The organism is Sphingobacterium sp. E70, from assembly GCF_019285695.1.
GTDB lineage: Bacteria > Bacteroidota > Bacteroidia > Sphingobacteriales > Sphingobacteriaceae > Sphingobacterium > Sphingobacterium detergens.
On record NZ_CP079104.1, the window covers coordinates 1,888,769 to 1,908,820 of the forward strand.

Below are 20,052 nucleotides of genomic sequence, written 5' to 3' on the forward strand. Positions count from 1 at the left end.
AGGATAATATCGTCGCTTTGACAAATTACTATATCGAACAAATTTTAACATTAATTAAGAGGACTCGATTTTTTTAAATTAATATATTTGACTTACATATAAACCACTTGTTATGAAAGTCTATATTATTGCTTTATTGCTTCCACTATGGCTGCCATGTATGCTTTATGCACAAAAGAATCTCGAGCCACTTTCTCTAACGGATAAATCCTATGACCAATTGAATAAGAAGCAACCGGCGAAAGTGACCGGTAAAATCTTAAATGCAAGTCAGGAAGATCTATCCAAAATCCAAATCCAGTACAGTATCGTCAATTTAATAGGACCTCATCAAAGCAAAGCAACGATACCAGTCAACGCTGATGGCACATTCGAATTTAGACAAACGCATAACCTTCCCTATCAGCAGGTTTGGTTTAGCTTGGGTGACTACGTTTATACTTGTCTTTATCTTCACGAGGATTTAGAACTCATCTTTGATTTAGAGAAGCTGAAGAAGAAAAATGTTTACATGATCGGTGATGGTATTTCCTTCGCTGGAAAAGATGCAGAAGTCAATCGACAGATGAATGAGTATATTTTATTCGATAAGAAAAATAATCCCGATTTTTATAAACCCCTACAAAAGCTTGAAGCAAAGGACCCGCGCTTTCAGCAAAAATTAGACTCATTATTTACAATTCAAAGAAATACAAATACCGCCTTTTATAAAGCGTATAATACAACCTGTAAGCCGTTAATTGATGCAGCGACCAATGCAGAGTATACGTACAAGCTGTTGAGTTATTATTTAAGCAATAGAATCAGAAAAGATACTATTGAGGAAATACTAGTACCGATCTATTCTGTGTCGAATGAAACCGGCAACTATCTTCACATATTAAATACCTATACCAGAGCTTTACTCTATTCTGACAACAAAAGTCGTGGCGATTTTGCTAAAGTATCCGAATATATTGTCAAAACTTTTCCAGAAAACTATGCAGATATCCTCAACCTAAGATTCCAAGATGGAGATATTCAAACGCAAAATGCTATCTATAGTATCATCCTACCAAAATTAAAGAGTACATGGGCCAGGAAAACCTCCGTATTGAAATCGGAAATTTAACTGCTAAACAGGCAAAACTGAAAGATATATTAGACTCCAGTCCTACCGAATTAAAGCAGACCTCTTTTGGCTCATTAATTAAAGAGCTCCCTTTCGATGCATCATTACTATTGAACAATACGAAAACAGGTGCCGAGCTTCTTCAAACCATCAAAGCAAAATATCCAAACAAACTAGTTTTATTAGATATATGGGCGACATGGTGTGGGCCCTGTCTTGATCAGATGCCCTATGGCAAAAAGCTACATCACCAAGCAAAAGAGGCAAAACTTCCTGTAGAATTTATTTATCTATGTACCGACGCTTCCTCTGATCAACAGAAATGGGTCAACAAAGTAGCAGAACTAGAACAGCCGGGTACACATCTGTTTGTCGGAAATACTGTGATTAGTGAACTATTCACTTTATTTAATCGTTCCGGATTTCCAACATATGTTGTTATAAAACCAAATGGCGAAATAGATACAAAAGCTATATCCTGGATGAGTGCTGTGACTTTAGAAAAATTAAAAGAAATGATGAATTAACGCATGGAAGTATAAACTTTTGATGTTATGTTTGCACAAATATTGTAGTGATATGGCCATCAAAAGATCTGGTAAGCAAAATACAGCCAGTAAAAAAAAAAATACCTTTAAGAAAGTTTCCTTCAACCCGTTGAAGTCTATCAAATCACCTATTCTCCGCATCATAAGTAGAGTTGTTCTTTATTTTATCGGTATTAGTCTTTTTGGGTGATTAGCTTACGCTTCATTAATCCGCCTATTACCTGGTTAATGATTCAACGTGGTTTTGAACTTAAGGAACAGGGAAAAGGGTTTAAACTGGAAAAAACTGGTTGAGTTACGACGAACTTTCGGACAATTTAAAACTAGCGGCCATTGCGGGTGAAGATGCCCATTTTATGACGCATTGGGGTTTTGACCTCAAAGGCATTCAAAATGCCATTAAGAAAAATGCACAGGGTAAAAAACTGCGCGGCGGAAGTACAATCAGCCAACAGGTCGCTAAGAACGTCTTTCTATGGCCAGGACGCTCCTGGTTAAGAAAAGGTTTCGAGACTTACTTTACCGTTTTAATTGAAACATTTTGGAGTAAAAAACGTATTCTTGAAGTCTATCTCAATGTCATTGAAATGGGACAGGAGTTTATGGAGCAGATGCAGCTGCAGCATATTACTTTAGCAAAACAGGAAGCAATCTTTCCAAAAAACAGGCCGCACTGATTATTGCGATCTTGCCAAATCCCCGCGAATGGGATGCCCGTAATCCTTCTGCCTATGTAAACAGAAGAGCAAATGCAATCGCAAAATATATGCATCATTATACCATTCCGGAATAGTAAAACCCGTATTGGATCCTAGCGTTAAATATGGAGATTTCAGTGATTTGGCGCAGCAGAAGATAGAATGTAGATCACTTCCTTTATCAAACAGTTTATTGCTATCTCCTAACAACATAAAAAAACGCCATTGATGAAATGGCGTTTTTTTATGTTGTTATTTTCTGCTATGCAAATAATCTTTTGTGCCAGCTCTCCTTAAAAGGAATCACCCAGGCATTATCCAATTGGTGCTCATAAGTAATTGTATTATCAAACACAAGCGTATTATCATTTATCTCACCTGTCGCCAATAACCTTTCAAAACCCGAACGGTTGACTACCGCCACGCCGCTCGCCGATTTATAGGCAAATTGCATGCGATCGAAGAGTTGTACCCTGAACTTTTCTTCTATACCTTTCAGAAAACGAACAGAGCTGTCTACAGAGCAACCCGAAGCAGCGGCAATATCCTCGTCAACCTTTAGGATAATAAAAAGATGATCACGGAGCTCAGCAGAAGCAGACAAAGGCTTTCCATGAACTTTCCACTGCTCAGCAAAAGTGGCTAGCTCCACCGAAATTTGCTTTCCTTCTTCAACCGAAAGTATACGGTCAGCCTGATAAATCCAAATACGTTTCATGAGTACACTCCTTTCCTTTGTTAAATTAACCGATATAATAAGGTGAAATCATCAAATAAACAATGACACCTGTCACGGCGACATAAAGCCACATGGGATAAGTAATCCGTGCCAACTTTTTGTGTCGCGCATAAGATCCCGAAATACCTCTTACAAAAGTAAAAAGAACAAACGGTATGATTATAATAGACAAGAGAATATGTGTGATCAATATAAAGAAATAGATTGGTCTCAAAATTCCCTCACCCCCATATTTTGTTTCAATAGACGTCATGTGATAAGCCACGTACATCGCCAAAAAAGCCAAGGAACAGGCGATACAACATTTGATCAAACGTTCATGCAGCGCTTTGTTACCTTTCTTTATTGCAGCTACTGCCCAAAACAACAAAATTGCAGTAACACCATTGATGGTCGCATAAATGGGTGGCAAAAACGTCAATGGCTTCACATCATAACCTAATTTTTGTAGATTGACAGTAAATAATACAGCCACGACAACTGGTATCACAACAGAAAGCACCCAAATCCACTTACTGTATTTTTTTTTCTTTGATAAGACTCTCTTCCATGTTTCTAACTATCTCTTTTGTTCTATCGTAGCGGGATGATTTCGGATCTCCTCCACCAACAATAATTTAATTTCATCTTCCAATCGATCAATATCCGTCTTGACATTGATATCATAGATACCTCTGATCCGTCCCTTTGTGTCAAGCAAAAGATAGTTGGATCCGATGATAAAAGGTTTTGCTTTGTCGTTACTTACGATTGCATCCTGCAATAAACTCTCTTTGGCAAATTTAAAGATATCAACAGCAGGATCTGTCACAAAAAACCAAGATTTAGTCCAGGGTTTGTAAACTTTAGCATATTTCGCAAGTACTTCTGGTGTATCGTATGCGGTATCCACTGTAATGGAATACAGCTTTACCTTTTGTTATGAATAAAACGATTGGCAATCTGATCCAATCTTTTAATCATCGTTCTCGACAGCGATGCGTCCCGCGAATACATCAGGTGAACCACTGAAAGTGTCGTATCATTATCCAATAAATGTACAGGCTTACGATCGTAATTAACAAAATTGACCGAAGGCACAGTATGATAAATCGTATCAGGGATATCCGTCCCCATTTACGGTGCGTTGTTCCAGGAACTTCCTTCTTCCCAAAAATAGGTAGGGAAACGTAATTATTGGAACCACTTTTATTTAGTATAAAATATAAAAATCCTGGCAATAAAAGAATTACTGCCAGGATCAATATAGTTTTAATACCTTTCTTTTGTCCAGTATTATTATCCATTATTCACTTTATCTATTTATTTGGAAACAATTGATGCTCTTGAAAAGCACCAGCCAAGAAACCTCCCTCAACTAACATCAGGACGATAAAATAAATAATAAAAATAAAGACTATTGCTACGGTAACGATGAAACTCGATTTTTCGAATTTCAAGTGCATAAAGAATGCAACGATATAATATGCTTTAACCAAAGTTAAAACGATATAAATGGTATTTACCAACGCACCTTTGGCTAAAATTTGCCAGTGGTGAACAAAACCTAATGCAATTAAGAACTCTAGACAAGTAAGCGCCAAAAGTACGCCAAATACTCTCCAGATGGCCTTCTTATCCATCCCACCTTCGTGAGCATGCTCTCCGTGAGCGATATTATCTTGATATTGTGACATAGCGATCTAAAATTATTAATTCAGTGATTAGATTAAGTAGAAGAATGTAAATACGAATACCCACACCAAATCCACAAAGTGCCAATATAAACCTACTTTTTCAATCATTAAGTAAGAACCACGATTTTCGAATGTATTATTTAACGTCATGAAAAGAATGATGATGTTTAAAATAATACCAACTGTAACGTGGAAACCGTGGAAACCTGTAATCGTAAAGAACAAGTTTGCAAATTGCAACGCCGAAGTATAGGAAATATCGTGTGTAAAGTAAGGTAATAAGGCCGTCTTAATTGCATCACCTTCTAAACCAGTCGCCGGGTTTTTACCAAACCAGAATCCCATGTGGTGTAAGTGAGTCCACTCGATAGCCTGACAGCCTACGAAACAGATACCACCCAAAATCGTCCAAAGCATCCATTTAACGACTTCATTCTTTTGATTACGGTGACCAGCTTCAACAGCCAAAACCATTGTTACCGACGACATAATCAAAATAAACGTCATCAAACCAACGAATACCAAAGGTTGACCATGGTCAGCAATACCCGGGATAGATTGGAAAATCTTATCAGGATCAGGCCATGTTGGGTGAGAAAAGCGTTGCGCGCCGTAATAAACCAAAAATGCAGAAAATGTGAAGGCATCCCTACCAAGAAAAAACCACATCATGATTTTTCCATACTCTAAGTTCCAAGGTGATTTTCCACCATTCCATGGACCAGTTTTTACCTTATCCAATTGCGATACTGTTGTACTCATTGTTTACTATTATTGATTCAAAAGTAAGAAAACATATATATAAATCCATAAAAGATCGAGAAAATGCCAAAAATACTGGCAAGATCCATGCGGAAAAGATTGCCGTCCTTAGGAAGTTTGTTAACCCCTATAATCGCGCCAATCAAAACGATCAAACCCGCAATAATATGTGCCAAGTGCATCCAAATAAAAACGTAAATAAACGATTGAGATGCATTGTTATTCACAAAATAAACACCTCTTTCGATTAATACGTTCCAAGCATGTACCTGTAACGCAAAAAACACGATGCCCAAAACAAAAGTGACTATCAAAAATGCCTTTTGTTTGGAAGAATCACCATTTTTAGCTGCCTTATGTGCTAAAAACATCGTAAGACTACTTACTGCAATCACAATCGTACTATACAATAGTGCATTTGGTAATAAAGTCTTGATCCCTTTGTCCACGCCACTCGCTGTGTATACAATGAAACCACTGGATAACGCAGCAAACATCATGAACATGCCCAACATACCCAACCAAAGGTTGAATTTCTGAGCTTTTCTCTGTACTAACTTCTCGTCAGTCTGTGCTTGTATATCTAACATTATTTCAAAGGAATAAAGTTAAGCAATAATACGAGTTGTGTAACAGGCAAATAAATGAACGATGTAAACATAACTTTCTTTGCTGAAGGAATATCACAATTCTTAAACAGCAAATAGCCATAATAACCAAACATCAATCCACCAATGACCGACACTATCGTAAACCAAATTCCACCAAAGCCAAAATAATAAGGTATAAATCCAGCAGGAATCATTAACAATCCGGTAATGAATACCATAAAGGCCGATATCTTATCACGTTTTGTAGTTGGTAACAACCTAAAACCAGCCAATTTATAGTCATCATCCACAACCCAAGCGATTGCCCAGAAATGCGGAAATTGCCATAAAAACTGAATCGCGAACAAAACAAAGGGAATAATAATAATTGCGGCTTCGTTGTGTCCACTGTAATAGGCCAGATCATCCTGTGAAAAGGCAGCATAATAACCAATTAATGGTGGAAATGCGCCCGGGAATGCACCTACAAACACGGCTATCGGTGATTTTCTTTTTAAAGGTGTATAGATGAATGCATAAAGTAGAATACAAAAAACCGACAGTAGGCCAGCGACAAAATTTAAGCGGACCAATACCAAGGTACCCAAGATGCCCATAAAGACACTCATTACCAAAGCTTGACCTGTTGTCATCCGACCAGAAGGTAGCGGTCTATCCTCTGTACGTTTCATCAACTTATCTAGATCTTTTTCGATGATTTCATTAAAACCATTGGCAGAGCCTGTTACCAGAAAACCACCCACAGTCAACAACAACCAATTGACCCAGAAAATTTCACCCTGTTGTTTTGATCCTATCAGAAAAGCAATTGAGGCAGAGAATACCACCGTCAACGTAAGTCTTAACTTAACTAGCTTTTTAAAATCTGAAATAAATTCTTTCATAATTAAAAGAGACCTCCTACTACCAGTGTATTCAAACACATAGTTTTTAACATAAACATCTCGAATTTCAAAATTAATGCCTTTGCTTATTTAACAGCAACAACAGATAAAATTGGGCACCAAATAAAAGTGTCCCAACAACCAGATGTGTTGTCTGCGCAAATGCAGGTATTGCAAATCGAGCTAAGATAATTCCTGATAGCATTTGGATACCCACGAGGATCAATGCGATTAAAGCAAATTTAAACTGCTTAGATCCCGTATTGAAACTTGTGCGGACCAAAAAGAATAATACAATAACTAAAATCAAAGAACAATATGCCAACCATCGATGTATTTCAAATTGTTGGCCAATAGCTGTTATAAAATCGGCGCGGGCAATATTGGAGCCAGTCAATAGATCAACTTCCTCCCGAACCCCCGTTCCGACGATCACCTGCGTTAACATCAACAAAATGGAGATCAACGCAAGACCTTTTAATACGCTTAAAGAACGATTAACCAATATGGTCTTGTCACGTAGTGTAACCGCTTTAAAGTATGTATATATACTGATACAAACAATTACAAGCGCCAAGAGCATATGTACGGTAATTATCCAGGGCATCAAATTGGTTGATACCACGATCGAACCCAACCAGGCCTGAATGACCACAACAAAAAGATTAACCACTGACCAAACAACGATCGAACTTTTTGATTTTATATACGTGAAGGAATAAATTGCAGTAAACAATAAACAGAATCCAGAAATAACGCCTACCAAGCGATTGATATACTCCGTCCAGGTCTTCGCAACATTAAATTCCTCATGCTGCAAAATACTTTTGTCGGTACGAAGCTTGTAAGCCATTTCCTTATCGCCAAAAAAATTCGACAATCTTGGCGAAACGTTCATTCTTCTTTGCTCTCCCTTCAATATAATGTTGTTCGTATCCTTGTGGTAATTGGGAAATATCTGTGGGTGGAATAATACGGTTAAAACATTTAGGCCAATCTGGACATCCCATGCCTGAACCTGTACTCCGCACAACACCCCAGCAATAATGACCATAAACAGTACGATAATCGTAATAAAATTGGTCTTTATAAATCGCTTTTCAGCAGCTGGAAACATAATACTACCCCTACCTCTTAAAATACAAACTTGTATAAAATAGAGTAGGTACAAGCCCTACTCTATTCTACTAAATCTTATTAGTCTTTTCTACCATTTTGAGCATTCCATTCTGCTTGGATACGCTCAGCTTCCTCATCTCCTTCAAAATCATGAGGCAAATTCGAGCTCATCGTTTCAGAGAAAGGAACATCTTGAGGAATGAAATCCTCAGCATGACCTGGCTTACTGTAATCGTAAGGCCAACGGTGCACTGTTGGAATTTCTCCTGGCCAGTTACCATGAATATGTTCTACCGGAGTAGTCCATTCCAAGGTATTCGATTGCCAAGGGTTTTGTGGTGCTTTCTTACCGAAGAAGATCGAGTAAAAGAAGTTCCATAAAAATGCAACCTGTCCCAAAGCAGCTACGATAGCAGCCCAAGTAACCAATTGATTCACAGAAACCCATTTTGCCATGAAAGCAAACTCAGTAAATGCATAATAACGACGTGGCACACCATCAATACCCATAAAGTGCATTGGGAAGAATACCATGTAAGCACCGACAAAAGTCAACCAAAAGTGTAAATAACCTAATTTCGTGTTCATCATACGACCAAACATTTTAGGATACCAGTGGTAAACACCACAAAGCATACCAAAGATGGACGCCGATCCCATTACCAAGTGGAAGTGGGCTACAACGAAATACGTATCGTGCAAGTTGATGTCCAATGCCGCGTTACCCAAGAACAATCCTGTCAAACCACCGGAGATAAAGAAAGATACCAAACCGATAGCAAACATCATTGCAGGCGTAAAACGGATATTACCTTTCCATAACGTTGCTAGGTAATTAAATGCCTTAACAGCAGATGGAACAGCAATAATCAAGGTTGTGATCATAAACACACCACCTAAGAACGGATTCATCCCGTCACAAACATATGGTGACCCCATACGATAAATGACAACACTGTAATACCAATCAAAGAGTAAACCATGGCGTGGTAACCGAAAATTGGCTTACGTGAGTTTGTAGCAATAACCTCAGAAGTCAAACCTAATGCAGGCATAACTACGATATATACCTCAGGGTGACCCAGGAACCAGAATAAGTGCTGGAACAAAATTGGAGAACCACCTTCGTTAGGTAGAATCTGTCCTTGTACAACCAAGTCAGACAAATAGAATGACGTGCCCGCGGCACGGTCAAAAATCAAAAGAACCACTGCAGATACCAATACTGGGAACGACAACATACCCACGATCGCAGTTAAGAAAAACGCCCAAATTGTCAAAGGCATTTTCCATAGGTCCATACCTTTTGTACGCATATTCAAAATCGTACTTACGTAGTTGATACCACCGATCAACTGAGAAGCAACGAAAAGAACCATACTGACCAACCATAAAGTCATACCCGTTGCAGATCCGGAGATTGCAGTCGGTACAGCCGATAATGGTGGATAGATTGTCCAACCAGCAGAAGCAGGTCCGCTCTCTACAAAGAAAGAAGCAACCATGATAACTGATGCAATGAAGAACAACCAGTAGGATAACATATTCATAAAGGTGACGCCATATCGCGCGCACCGATTTGATATGGAATTAATAAGTTACTGAATGTACCCGATAGACCCGCAGTCAACACGAAGAATACCATGACAGTACCGTGGATGGTCACCAACGAAAGGAAAAAATCCGGCTTAATACGGCCACCCTCAGCCCATTTGCCCAAGAATACTTCTAATATAGGGAATTCTTTATCCGGCCATGCTAATTGGATACGGAATAATACTGATAAAAGCATCGCAAAAACTGCCATGATGATACCAGTGATCAAGAATTGCTTGGCAATCATCTTGTGGTCACCAGAAAAGATATACTTTCTGATGAATGATTCCTCGTGATGATGTCCGTGCGAATCGTGATGTTCAGCGCTATGCGATATTACTGTACTTGACATATTCGATTTTATATTCAAAAATTCTTAATTAGTTCAAAGATGCTGTAACTTGTACGCTATCCTTTTTACGTTAGCCGTTTTACCACTGAATTCTTTTTGTAGGTCTTCAGTAAAATATTTGTTTTGTTTAGCTAACCACTCTTTATATTGTGCCTCAGTTACAACAACCACTTTCTTTTGCATATTGTAGTGACCCATACCACAGATCTTGTTACATAACATCACAAAATCATAGTTGTAGTCTCCCAAACGATCACGCATTTCTTCTGTTGTTACAGTAGGTGTGAATTGAAATAGTTGGTCATTCCCGGTACCGCATTGATTTGAACACGGAAATCAGGAATAAAGAAAGAGTGAATAATATCTTTTGAAATGATATGGAAACGAACTGACTTATTTACAGGCAATACAATATCTGACGCTTGAATATCATCCCACGAATTTTTATCGTTGAAATCAATACCGTAAGAGTTTGTAGGTGTCGTCATTTTGTAATTACGTTTACCGATAATACCATCCGTACCAGGGTAACGTACTTGCCATTGAAACTGCTCTCCCAATACTTCAACCTGCAATGCAGATTTTTGAAGATCCTCAGGAATATTTGTAATTGATCTCCATGTAAAGAAACCAAACAATACCAATACCGTCAAAACTACTGCAGGAACGATTGTCCATAGTTTCTCGATAGCATTGTTATGTGGATAATAATACGCTTGACGTTTTGCACGCATACGGTACAAAAATGTAAAAGTCATCAACAAAATATGTGTAATAACCAATACAAATGTTGTAATTGCTGTTGTAATGATAAACATGGTATCAATACGTTCACCATGTTCAGTTACCGCAGACCGCCAATATGCAGCCCCCAGTGTACGTATGACCAGTAAACACCGTAAAGAAATACAACCAAGAAGATAAAGAACAATACCGATTGGAATGTGTTATTCGCAAATGGATTGTATCTACCGTTCATTTTACGTGTCAATTCGTAGATCGAAAGTACCTTGCCAATAACAGCAACGATTGTACAAATAACCAAGAACAATAACACATAGTATGTGAAGTTTTTATAAACCTGAGGGTCTATTTGCTTCACTTCTTCAACAGCAGGAGCAGCTGCGCTAGCTTCTGTAGTAGAGCTAGCAGATGCAACAGCAGCAGTACCTGCTGCCGCTGTTGTATCTTTTGCAACCGAATCCGTTGCTGCAGGGGCAGCTACCGCTGTAGTTGCCACTTTAGCAGAATCAGATGCTACTGTATCTTGTTGACTTGCAAGAATAGGATTTGCAAAAAGCAGCCCTAGTGCAAGCACAAAACCCGAGATGGATTTGAATCTATTATTTAATTTAAAGCTCATTTCTTTTATAACGTTTTTACGTAACCTTCCTTTAAAAGTGAAACTATATCTGGTGATGCAAACTCTCATCCAAGAAAGGATGATTTTTAGGCACCAATGCTTGTTTGCTCAATTTACTCATCACTAAAAAGATGAACAAACCTAAGAAACCAAGTGCAGTTCCGATTTCAATGATACCAAATCCTCTATGTTCAGCGACAGTACCCGGCATAACCATGATGTAATAATCAAGCCAGTGACCAGCCAACAATAGAATCGCTACGAACAACATCACATTTTGTTTACGTTTAGCATCGCGATCTACTAATATAAGCAGTGGAGACACAAAGTTAATGATAATACTCAACCAAAACCAAGGTTTGTATTCAGGTTCCCAACGTTTGTAGAAATAAACTGTTTCCTCAGGAATGTTTGAATACCAAATCAACATGAATTGTGCAAACCAAACATAAGTCCAGAAGATGGAGAAACCGAACATCAATTTACCCAAATCGTGTGAAATGATTTTCGTTTACCCAGTTCATATAACCAGCTTTCTTCAATACAACAACGATGATCGTGATACAACAGATACCACTTACCCACATCGCTGCAAAGTTGTACCATCCGAACATGGTAGAAAACCAGTGCGCCTCTAAGGACATGATCGTATCAAACGCCCATATTGGAGTTGTGAAACCGAAGATAACCAAGAAGATAGCAGACAATTTAAATGACTTTTTATAAGAAGCCAAACCGCCTTCTAAATCCTCTTTGTATGAAAGTTTCGCAAGAATAATAGCAAAAATGCTATATATTCCTAAAAAGATAACTTGACGAGATAAAAAGAAAGGTACGTTCAAGTATGCAGACTTTCCTTCAATAATAGGGTCATAGTTTGGGCTATTGTGATCCAACAAACCTTCACCATGCCAATGGTGGTAAAGATTATGTGTAGATAAACCCAATCCAACAATAACCACTAACAAGAGTGCTGCGATAGGCAGGGTGCTTGCCATAGCTTGAGGTATACGTACCAGACCTGCAGACCATGCAGATTGTGTTACATATTGCAAAGCAACGAAGAATGCTCCAGCTGCGCACACACATGTAAAGTAATAACCCATCAATAACAAGTTGGCGTATGTACGCTCTACAGTAACGTGATCGCCCGAAAGCAACCCCATAGCTACAGCAGCTACGCCTAGTACAACAGCGATAATACTGAACATTTTAGCTTTGCCAGCAAACTCGTATCGCTCGTTGAAATTATAATCGTGATGATGACTGTGAGTTCCCATTTATATATCTGATGTTAGATTATTTCTTTTGTAATTCGTGAACATACATAACAACTTTCCATCTCTCTTCTGGAGACAATTGAGATGCATGCGATCCCATGGAGTTATGTCCATAATAAATCGTATGGTAAATCTTACCATCCGTCAAGTCAGCCATGAAACCACCTCTTGAAGAGTTCGCTTTATCCGTTCTGTGATAAGACGGTGGCGGCGGAAATTCTCTAATTGACGAGTACCTCTAGAATCAGTTACACTACGATCTTTCGTAAGAGGTCCATCTCCTTTACCTTCTACCCCGTGACATACTGAACAGTATGTAGTGAATAAAGCCTTACCTTTTTCAAGGTTTTCAGCATTAACAAGCAAAGGATTCTTCACCTCAGCACCCGCACGTACATAATCCTCTAATGTATTGGCATACTCAAAACGAGTGAAACCAATTGGATCTGTACCTTTAGGAGGTGCCTGTGCTGTTTTTCCATCAGCAAAATTCGCATTGGGTTGATCCGGATTGAAAGCAAGCGGATCGTACATGTTACGGGAAAATTCCAAACCTGTACTACGAGTCGTTTTGTCACCACAAGAAGAAACAAGTGCTGTCAATGCTACAGCTGCGCATACAGTTCCAAGTAAATTCTTCTTATTCATAGCTAACATATTTTCTATCATTGTACTTAACTTCAACAGCACCGGCTTCTTTCAATAAGCTATCGATCAAAGCGTGGTCTGCATTTTCTTTGGCATCTACTGCGAGGATGAAACGGTCATCTGTTGCTCTTAGGTCCATCACGCGAGGCGTACGTCCCGGGAACAAGTGGTTACGGAAGAAAAATGTAGCAACCATTCCCAAAGCACACAATAAGATCGTAACCTCAAATGTTACTGGAACAAAGTTTGGCATTGCAAATGATGGCTTACCACCGATATTCATCGGCCAATCGTATACCATTGTATAATACAATAAACTAAAACCTAATGTCGTTCCTAATGCTCCAAAGCAAAATGCTGCGATAGGCAAGCGAGAAGGTCTTACACCTAACTTCGCTTCGATACCGTGGATAGGCATCGGAGTAAAGCAGTCATAAATACTTATATTGTTTGCTTGCAATTTGTCGATCCCATGCATCATGTCATCCGGATCCGCAAAACTACCTAATATATATTTTGTATTGCTCATTGCTGATTATTTTCTAACTGATAATTCTTTAATCTCTTCTTCTGTCACTGAATCATATTTTTCCAATGATTCTTGGAAGTACTCAACTTGCTCTGCAGGGAATGCACCTTCTTGAGCCAATTTAGTTTTGTGTTGTAATGACGATGATTTCAACAACAATTTAACTTCGGCAATCGCGATACCTGGCAAGAAACGTAAGAACAACAAGAATAACGTAAAGAATAATCCAATTGAACCTACAAAGATACCTACGTCTGTCCAAGTTGGGTAGAACATTGCCCACGATGAAGGCAAGTAATCACGGTGCAATGAAGTCACGATAATTACGAAACGCTCAAACCACATACCGATATTTACCACAATAGATAGAATCCATGAGATCGGAATACTTGTACGGATTTTTTTGAACCAGAATAACTGTGGAGAAATTACGTTACAAGTCATCATTGACCAGTACGCCCAAGCGTATGGACCCAACATACGGTTCTCGAAAGCATACATTTCGTATTCTGAACGAGAGTACATTGCAATAAACAACTCTGTTAAGTAAGCCACACCCACGATAGAACCAGTCGTCATGATAATGATATTCATTGACTCAATGTGGAACATGGTGATGTAGTTCTCAAAGTTCATTACTTTACGTAAGATCAACAAGGTCTGCACCATCGCGAAGCCTGAGAAGATCGCACCTGCCACGAAATATGGAGGGAAGATCGTCGTGTGCCATCCAGGGATAACCGAAGTTGCAAAGTCCATGGATACGATCGTGTGTACAGAAAGTACTAGTGGAGTTGAAATACCTGCCAAGATCAAAGACACGATTTCAAAACGTTGCCAAGTCTTCACAGAACCATTCCAACCGAATGATAATACAGAATAGATCTTTTGTTTTAATCCAGTAGCACGGTCACGGATAGTCGCGATATCCGGCAACAAACCACAGTACCAGAATACCAAGGATACTGTAAAGTATGTTGAGATCGCGAATGCATCCCATACCAATGGAGAGTTGAAGTTTACCCAAAGTGATCCAAATTGATTTGGAAGAGGGAAAATCAATATGCCAACCAAGGACGACCCATGTGAGCTACAACGTATGTAGCCGCACAGATTACCGCAAAGATCGTCATCGCCTCTGCGGAACGGTTGATTGAGTTACGCCAGTTCTGGCGGAAAATTAATAATACAGCTGAAATCAACGTACCAGCGTGACCGATACCAACCCACCATACGAAGTCGGTGATATCCCAAGCCCAGCCTACTGTTTTATTCAGACCCCAAGCGCCGATACCTGTCCAAAAGGTATAACTAACGCTAACTACCCATAATAAAGCACCCAATACAGCAACGGTAAAACCAATCCACCATGCTTTATTTGGTTTATTTTCAACCGGTAGTAAGATATCATCCGTAATTTTTGCATACGTGATGTCTTTACCGGTCATTAATGGTTCTCTTAATATTGATTCGTTATGCGATGACATAGTATTTTTATTTCAAATATTGTACAAGATTACGCCTCAAAAGTGTTTCTAACTTTTGTCATATAACCGATACCCGGTTGAACATTGATTTCCTCAAGTACGTAATAAACACGCTCATTGCGTAATGCTTTGGAAACTTCTGATTCTGGATCATTCGCATCACCAAAAATAATTGCATTTGCCGAACATGCTTGTTGACAAGCCATTTGGATATCGCCATCTTTAACTTTGCGATTTTCAATCTTAGCTTTCAATTTACCTCCTTGGATACGTTGGATACACATCGAACATTTTTCCATTACCCCACGTGAACGAGTTACTACATCTGGATTCAATACCAATTGTGTGAACTCATTGTTCAAGTAGTTATCAAAACGTGAATCATTCCAGTATGCAAACCAGTTGAAACGACGTACTTTGAACGGACAGTTGTTCGCACAGTAACGTGTACCGAAACAACGGTTGTAAGCCATATGGTTCAGACCTTCTGAAGAGTGTACTGTAGCCAATACCGGACATACAGTTTCACAAGGTGCGTGACCACAGTGCTGACACAACATGGGTTGGTGAACAACAGTGATATCTTCGAAATCCAATTCAGCTGAAGCTTTCGCAATCTCTTTCTCTTTTGTCAGATCTTGATCTTTGCCTTCGATTGTATAGTAACGGTCGATACGTAACCAGTGCATCTCACGACGACGACGAACCTCATCACGACCTACAACAGGGATGTTATTCTCTACGTTACAAGCAACGATACAAGCACCACAACCTGTACATGCGTTCAAGTCGATCGCCATCACCCATTTGTGACCCGGTTGCTCATATTTGTTCCACAAATCGTACGTTTTGTGATTATCTGTAAAGCGTCCTGCCTCAGAGTTAGGATCTTTCAAATACTTCGCAAACGTAGTCTCACGAATCACGTTACGACCTTCGATGGTGTGATGTGTTTGTGTTTGTGCCAATTGGTAAGTTCCAGAAGCTTTCGCTACAGTTGCTTTTGCAACACCTTGAACAGTACCGTTGATGATAGAAGCAAATGGGAATGCGTTTTTACCAACTTCATTACCTGCTTTACCAACTTTCGTACGACCGTAACCTACAGCAACTGAAACAGTTCCTTGTGCTTGACCTGGTTGTTGTACAACTGGCAATTCCAATTCAACACCATTTGCTTTTACAGTCACTTTACCATCTTCACCCAAACCTAGTTTTTCAGCATCTTTTGGATTTAGGGCAGCATAGTTGTCCCAAGTTACTTTAGATACTGGATCAGGCAATTCCTGTAAGTAAGCGTTGTTTGCGTAACGACCATCGCGAAGAGCAGAAGGTTCGTAAAGTTTCAATTCAAACTCACCAGTGATTGCTTTGCTAGAAGTTTCGATTGCAGCAGCGGCAGCAGCAGCATTTCCTGTAAATGCAGGAGCAGTTGCAGCTTTAGCGCCTTTATATTCAAAACCAGTTTGCAATACAGCATCCCAGTTTTTCGTAGAACCAGCTAAGATTTGTGTAGACCACAAGTTCTTAACAAAGTTGTACATATCTGTTGTGTTTCCTGCCCAAGTCAACAAGCTTTGTTCAGCTTGACGCGTTTGGAAAACAGGATTGATTGTCGGTTGAACGATAGAGTACAAACCTTCTTTCGGGTTAGCATCACCCCAAGACTCCAAGAAAGTACTTGCAGGAGCGATCGCAGTCAATTCTGACGCAGTCTCATCAGCACGTTGTGCGAATGATAATGTGAAAGGAATCTGTTTCAAAGCCGCTTTTACATCATCCGCTTTGAAGTAGTCATATACAGGGTTGCTGTTCAAGAAGAACGCCACACCCACTTGACCACCTTTAGCAGCAGCTAAGAAAGCTTGGAAAGAAGAATCCGAACCTTGGTATTGTTTAGAATAGTTATCTAAATCAATGATTGTACCGTAAGCGCCCAATGCAACGTTGATTGCATTGACCAATATCTGAACGTTCACATCGTTTGAACCAGCAACAACTACGGCAGCACCTTTGCTGTTTACCAATTCTTTCGCCGCTAGGGCTACACCTTTTGCGCTTTTTTGTTTGCAGTCGCACCAGCCAATGTTTGACCAGTGATTGCATTATATAAAGCGATCAAGGTAGCACCTTCTTCTGAAGGTTTGATAGCAATACGCGCATCAGCATTTGTACCAGTCATTGAAAGACCAGACTCAAATTGCACGTGACGTGACATTTTTCCATTTTTCAATGATTTGTAGTCACGGTTTTTAGCGTATTGTTGTGTATGCTCTTCACCTGCCAACCAAGTTCCTAAGAAATCGGCAGCAACTGAAACGATTACATTTGCTTTATCAAAATTGTATGAAGGAACTACAGCTTTACCAAAAGAAGCTTTATTTGCTTCGATAATACCGCTGTAAGAAACAGCATCGTATTGTACATGATTCGCTGTAGGGAATTTCGTTGCGAAAGCAGCGATAGCTGCCAAAGTTGAAGGACTGTTTACTGTATTCGAAACGATCGTAATTTGTTTACCAGAAGATGCAGCAGCAGTCAATGCTTTAACAACTTCCCCATCCAATTTAGACCACTCCACATCTTGACCTTTCAATTGCGCTTGCTTCAATTTAGATTCATCATATAAATCCAATACCGAAGCAGCAGTCGTTGAATCCAAACCTTGGTTCAAACCAATTGCATTAGGGTTAGGTTCAACATTGATAGGACGACCTTCACGAGTTTTAACTAAGATACTTTGACCATTGAATGTCGACGTATAATAGTTAGGGATACCTGGAGTTACCTCTTCAGGTTTAATCAAATAAGGAACTGCCTTATGCACAGGAGTACGGTTACAAGCCGCTAAAGAAACAGCACCCAAACCAAAACCTAATGCTTTCAAGAAGTCACGGCGAGGAGTTTTTGTACTCAAGCCAGCTTCGTTTAATACATCTTCTACAGGAATAGATTCGGCAAACTCACCCTTGCTTCCCTCAACGAAAGCAGGAGTTTGATTTAACTCTTCCAAACCTTTCCAATATTTTTATTGCTATCCATTTAAGCTGTATATAAGATTGCGTATTTCAAATAATTATTAATAGTGACATTTACCACACTCAAGACCACCGATCATGGCTGCAGTCATTTTCTCACCTTTCTTAATTCTTTCGTGTGCCTTGATCAAATCTTCATAATATTTATTATCTGATTTGATATCTGTCTTTTGTGACAATCAACACACCATTTCATCGTCAATGGAGAGTATTGGTATACTTCTTCCATGTTTTGGATCGGACCGTGACAAGTCTGACACTCGACTCCTGCTACCACAACGTGTTGTGAGTGATTGAAGTAAGCGAAATCAGGCAAGTTGTGGATACGAACCCATTGAATTGGCTTAGGATTGTTACCGTAAGTACGTGTCTCAGGATTCCAATCCAATGCACGATAGATTTTAGCAATTTCTGGAGAGATCTCACCATCATAGTGCTCTGATGCAGTGACTGTATTGTGACAGTTCATACATACGTTAGCCGATGGAATAGAAGCATTTTTAGATTTAAATGCACCACCGTGACAGTATTGACACTCAATTTTATTTACACCAGCGTGGATTTGGTGTGAGAACTTAATTGGTTGAACAGGTTTGTAACCTTCGTGAACACCGACGTTCCACATCGTCTTCCAACCACCTACTGCCAATAAAGCAACAAGCATCAACACAGTGAATCCAACCAATTTTTTGTTTTTAACGAATGCTTTCGCAAACTTCACAAAACGTTGACTGTCTTCAGGTTCTTGTTGCGCCGCAATAGCTTCCTGATTCTTAGCAATAACATTTTCTAAGGTACGGATCACACGGTTCAACACCACGATCACAACAACTGCTAAAACAACAACCGCGATCAAGCCCAAGATCATGAACATAGACGCATTGTCATCTTTTGCAGCAGCGCCACCAGGAGTATCACCTTTCGGCTTCTCTACAGAGGCATCTTTGATAAACGCAATGACAGATTTAATCTGATCATCAGATAAATCCGTAAAAGAAGTCATCACAGATTTGTTGTACTCTTCGAAGATTTTAACCGCTTCAGCATCACCAGAAGCAATTAGAGCTTGAGAGTTACGGATCCATTTAATCAACCATTCTTCAGATTTAGTATCTGGAACTCCTTTCAAAGCAGGACCAACTACTTTTCTGTCAATGGCGTGACAGGATGTACACTTAGATTTGAAGATTTTTTCACCTTCCTTGACATCTTGCGCATGCAACGTCGTAACGGCAAATAATAGCATCAAACTCGTTGACACCACCCTCGCAAGGCTTCCCAAAACGGATGAGATAGTTCTCATATTTAGCACTTTATACTATTTATTTGTGAATGTAAAAAATTAACTCCCATGGTTAAAGGAGCCACTACCCCCTAACAATGCCACAAAAGTATGATTTATTAACAAATCGCTGACAATTTTGTGACCTTTAATATCAATTTATAATCATTCTAAACAATTGCATTTAAACCACGTTAAATCCCTATTATACGAACGAAGTACATCAATTGCCTTAACTTTTCATCACGGTACGCCTATCAAATATAAGACATTACTATGACAATTTAAAATACCTGAATATCAAGATCATTCCGGGCTAAAAAAACATT

19 protein-coding genes and 5 pseudogenes are annotated in these 20,052 nt (G+C 39.2%); 3 read left to right on the forward strand and 21 right to left on the reverse strand.

Features of this window, described 5'->3' with window-relative positions:
- Positions 1-112 precede the first annotated feature (112 nt).
- The 3 genes and pseudogenes from KUH03_RS13620 (at position 113) to mtgA (ending at position 2,452) form a co-directional block, all read left to right on the forward strand.
- The gene (locus KUH03_RS13620; protein ID WP_257094059.1) at positions 113-1,111 is read left to right on the forward strand and encodes a hypothetical protein; all 999 of its coding nucleotides are present in this window, start codon (positions 113-115) and stop codon (positions 1,109-1,111) included.
- Positions 1,072-1,638: a TlpA disulfide reductase family protein gene (locus KUH03_RS13625; RefSeq protein WP_257094061.1), complete on the forward strand. Its 567-nt coding sequence runs from the start codon at positions 1,072-1,074 to the stop codon at positions 1,636-1,638. Before KUH03_RS13620 ends, KUH03_RS13625 begins: the two co-directional genes overlap by 40 nt.
- Before the next feature lie 311 nt (positions 1,639-1,949).
- Positions 1,950-2,452: pseudogene (gene mtgA, locus KUH03_RS13630) on the forward strand (monofunctional biosynthetic peptidoglycan transglycosylase).
- A gap of 167 nt (positions 2,453-2,619) precedes the next feature.
- Here the strand turns inward: mtgA and KUH03_RS13635 are convergent.
- The 21 genes and pseudogenes from KUH03_RS13635 to KUH03_RS13730 form a co-directional block, all read right to left on the reverse strand.
- Positions 2,620-3,075 carry an ABC transporter ATPase gene (locus tag KUH03_RS13635; RefSeq protein ID WP_257094063.1) on the reverse strand — a complete coding sequence of 152 codons (456 nt, stop codon included), beginning with the start codon at positions 3,073-3,075 and terminating at the stop codon, positions 2,620-2,622.
- Between the two features lie 25 nt (positions 3,076-3,100).
- Complete coding sequence (locus tag KUH03_RS13640; protein ID WP_257094065.1) at positions 3,101-3,598, reverse strand: DUF420 domain-containing protein; 498 nt, start codon at positions 3,596-3,598, stop codon at positions 3,101-3,103.
- 57 nt (positions 3,599-3,655) lie between these two features.
- Positions 3,656-3,988, reverse strand: coding sequence for an SCO family protein (locus tag KUH03_RS13645; protein WP_257094066.1), 333 nt, complete (start codon positions 3,986-3,988; stop codon positions 3,656-3,658).
- 17 nt (positions 3,989-4,005) lie between these two features.
- On the reverse strand, positions 4,006-4,212 hold the full coding sequence (locus tag KUH03_RS13650; protein ID WP_257094068.1) for an SCO family protein: 207 nt from the start codon (positions 4,210-4,212) through the stop codon (positions 4,006-4,008).
- A gap of 182 nt (positions 4,213-4,394) precedes the next feature.
- Positions 4,395-4,772, reverse strand: coding sequence for a cytochrome C oxidase subunit IV family protein (locus KUH03_RS13655; protein ID WP_120261492.1), 378 nt, complete (start codon positions 4,770-4,772; stop codon positions 4,395-4,397).
- A gap of 27 nt (positions 4,773-4,799) precedes the next feature.
- Positions 4,800-5,534 (reverse strand): cytochrome c oxidase subunit 3, encoded by a 735-nt coding sequence (locus KUH03_RS13660; RefSeq protein ID WP_257094070.1) that lies wholly within the window; start codon positions 5,532-5,534, stop codon positions 4,800-4,802.
- A 17-nt stretch (positions 5,535-5,551) separates the two neighbouring features.
- Positions 5,552-6,124 carry a heme-copper oxidase subunit III gene (locus KUH03_RS13665; RefSeq protein ID WP_257094071.1) on the reverse strand — a complete coding sequence of 191 codons (573 nt, stop codon included), beginning with the start codon at positions 6,122-6,124 and terminating at the stop codon, positions 5,552-5,554.
- Positions 6,124-7,029 carry a heme o synthase gene (cyoE, locus tag KUH03_RS13670; RefSeq protein WP_120261489.1) on the reverse strand — a complete coding sequence of 302 codons (906 nt, stop codon included), beginning with the start codon at positions 7,027-7,029 and terminating at the stop codon, positions 6,124-6,126. The genes KUH03_RS13665 and cyoE overlap by 1 nt, the downstream gene beginning before the upstream one ends.
- 73 nt (positions 7,030-7,102) lie before the next feature.
- A complete protein-coding gene (locus tag KUH03_RS13675) occupies positions 7,103-7,927 on the reverse strand; it encodes a heme A synthase (RefSeq protein ID WP_306429577.1) in 825 nt (274 codons plus the stop codon).
- Positions 7,887-8,039 (reverse strand): hypothetical protein, encoded by a 153-nt coding sequence (locus KUH03_RS45910; protein WP_306429740.1) that lies wholly within the window; start codon positions 8,037-8,039, stop codon positions 7,887-7,889. Before KUH03_RS45910 ends, KUH03_RS13675 begins: the two co-directional genes overlap by 41 nt.
- A 187-nt stretch (positions 8,040-8,226) precedes the next feature.
- A pseudogene (locus KUH03_RS13680) lies at positions 8,227-9,991 on the reverse strand (cbb3-type cytochrome c oxidase subunit I).
- Positions 9,992-10,129: 138 nt separating this feature from the next.
- Positions 10,130-10,357, reverse strand: a complete 228-nt coding sequence (locus KUH03_RS13685; protein ID WP_257094075.1) for a hypothetical protein — start codon at positions 10,355-10,357, stop codon at positions 10,130-10,132.
- A gap of 11 nt (positions 10,358-10,368) precedes the next feature.
- A complete protein-coding gene (locus tag KUH03_RS13690) occupies positions 10,369-10,914 on the reverse strand; it encodes a cytochrome c oxidase subunit II (RefSeq protein WP_257094077.1) in 546 nt (181 codons plus the stop codon).
- A 26-nt stretch (positions 10,915-10,940) separates the two neighbouring features.
- Positions 10,941-11,459, reverse strand: a complete 519-nt coding sequence (locus KUH03_RS13695) for a hypothetical protein (RefSeq protein ID WP_257094079.1) — start codon at positions 11,457-11,459, stop codon at positions 10,941-10,943.
- A 43-nt stretch (positions 11,460-11,502) separates the two neighbouring features.
- Positions 11,503-12,739 (reverse strand): annotated as a pseudogene (locus KUH03_RS13700) (quinol:cytochrome C oxidoreductase).
- Between the two features lie 144 nt (positions 12,740-12,883).
- Positions 12,884-13,423, reverse strand: a complete 540-nt coding sequence (locus tag KUH03_RS13705; protein WP_306429578.1) for a cytochrome c — start codon at positions 13,421-13,423, stop codon at positions 12,884-12,886.
- Complete coding sequence (locus KUH03_RS13710) at positions 13,380-13,916, reverse strand: DUF3341 domain-containing protein (RefSeq protein WP_223583837.1); 537 nt, start codon at positions 13,914-13,916, stop codon at positions 13,380-13,382. Before KUH03_RS13710 ends, KUH03_RS13705 begins: the two co-directional genes overlap by 44 nt.
- Before the next feature lie 6 nt (positions 13,917-13,922).
- Positions 13,923-15,403 (reverse strand): annotated as a pseudogene (nrfD, locus tag KUH03_RS13715) (NrfD/PsrC family molybdoenzyme membrane anchor subunit).
- Between the two features lie 29 nt (positions 15,404-15,432).
- The gene (locus KUH03_RS13720; protein WP_257094088.1) at positions 15,433-17,430 is read right to left on the reverse strand and encodes a 4Fe-4S dicluster domain-containing protein; all 1,998 of its coding nucleotides are present in this window, start codon (positions 17,428-17,430) and stop codon (positions 15,433-15,435) included.
- A gap of 17 nt (positions 17,431-17,447) precedes the next feature.
- Complete coding sequence (locus KUH03_RS13725; RefSeq protein WP_257094090.1) at positions 17,448-18,416, reverse strand: TAT-variant-translocated molybdopterin oxidoreductase; 969 nt, start codon at positions 18,414-18,416, stop codon at positions 17,448-17,450.
- A 66-nt stretch (positions 18,417-18,482) separates the two neighbouring features.
- Positions 18,483-19,744: pseudogene (locus tag KUH03_RS13730) on the reverse strand (cytochrome c3 family protein).
- Between the last annotated feature and the right edge of the window lie 308 nt (positions 19,745-20,052).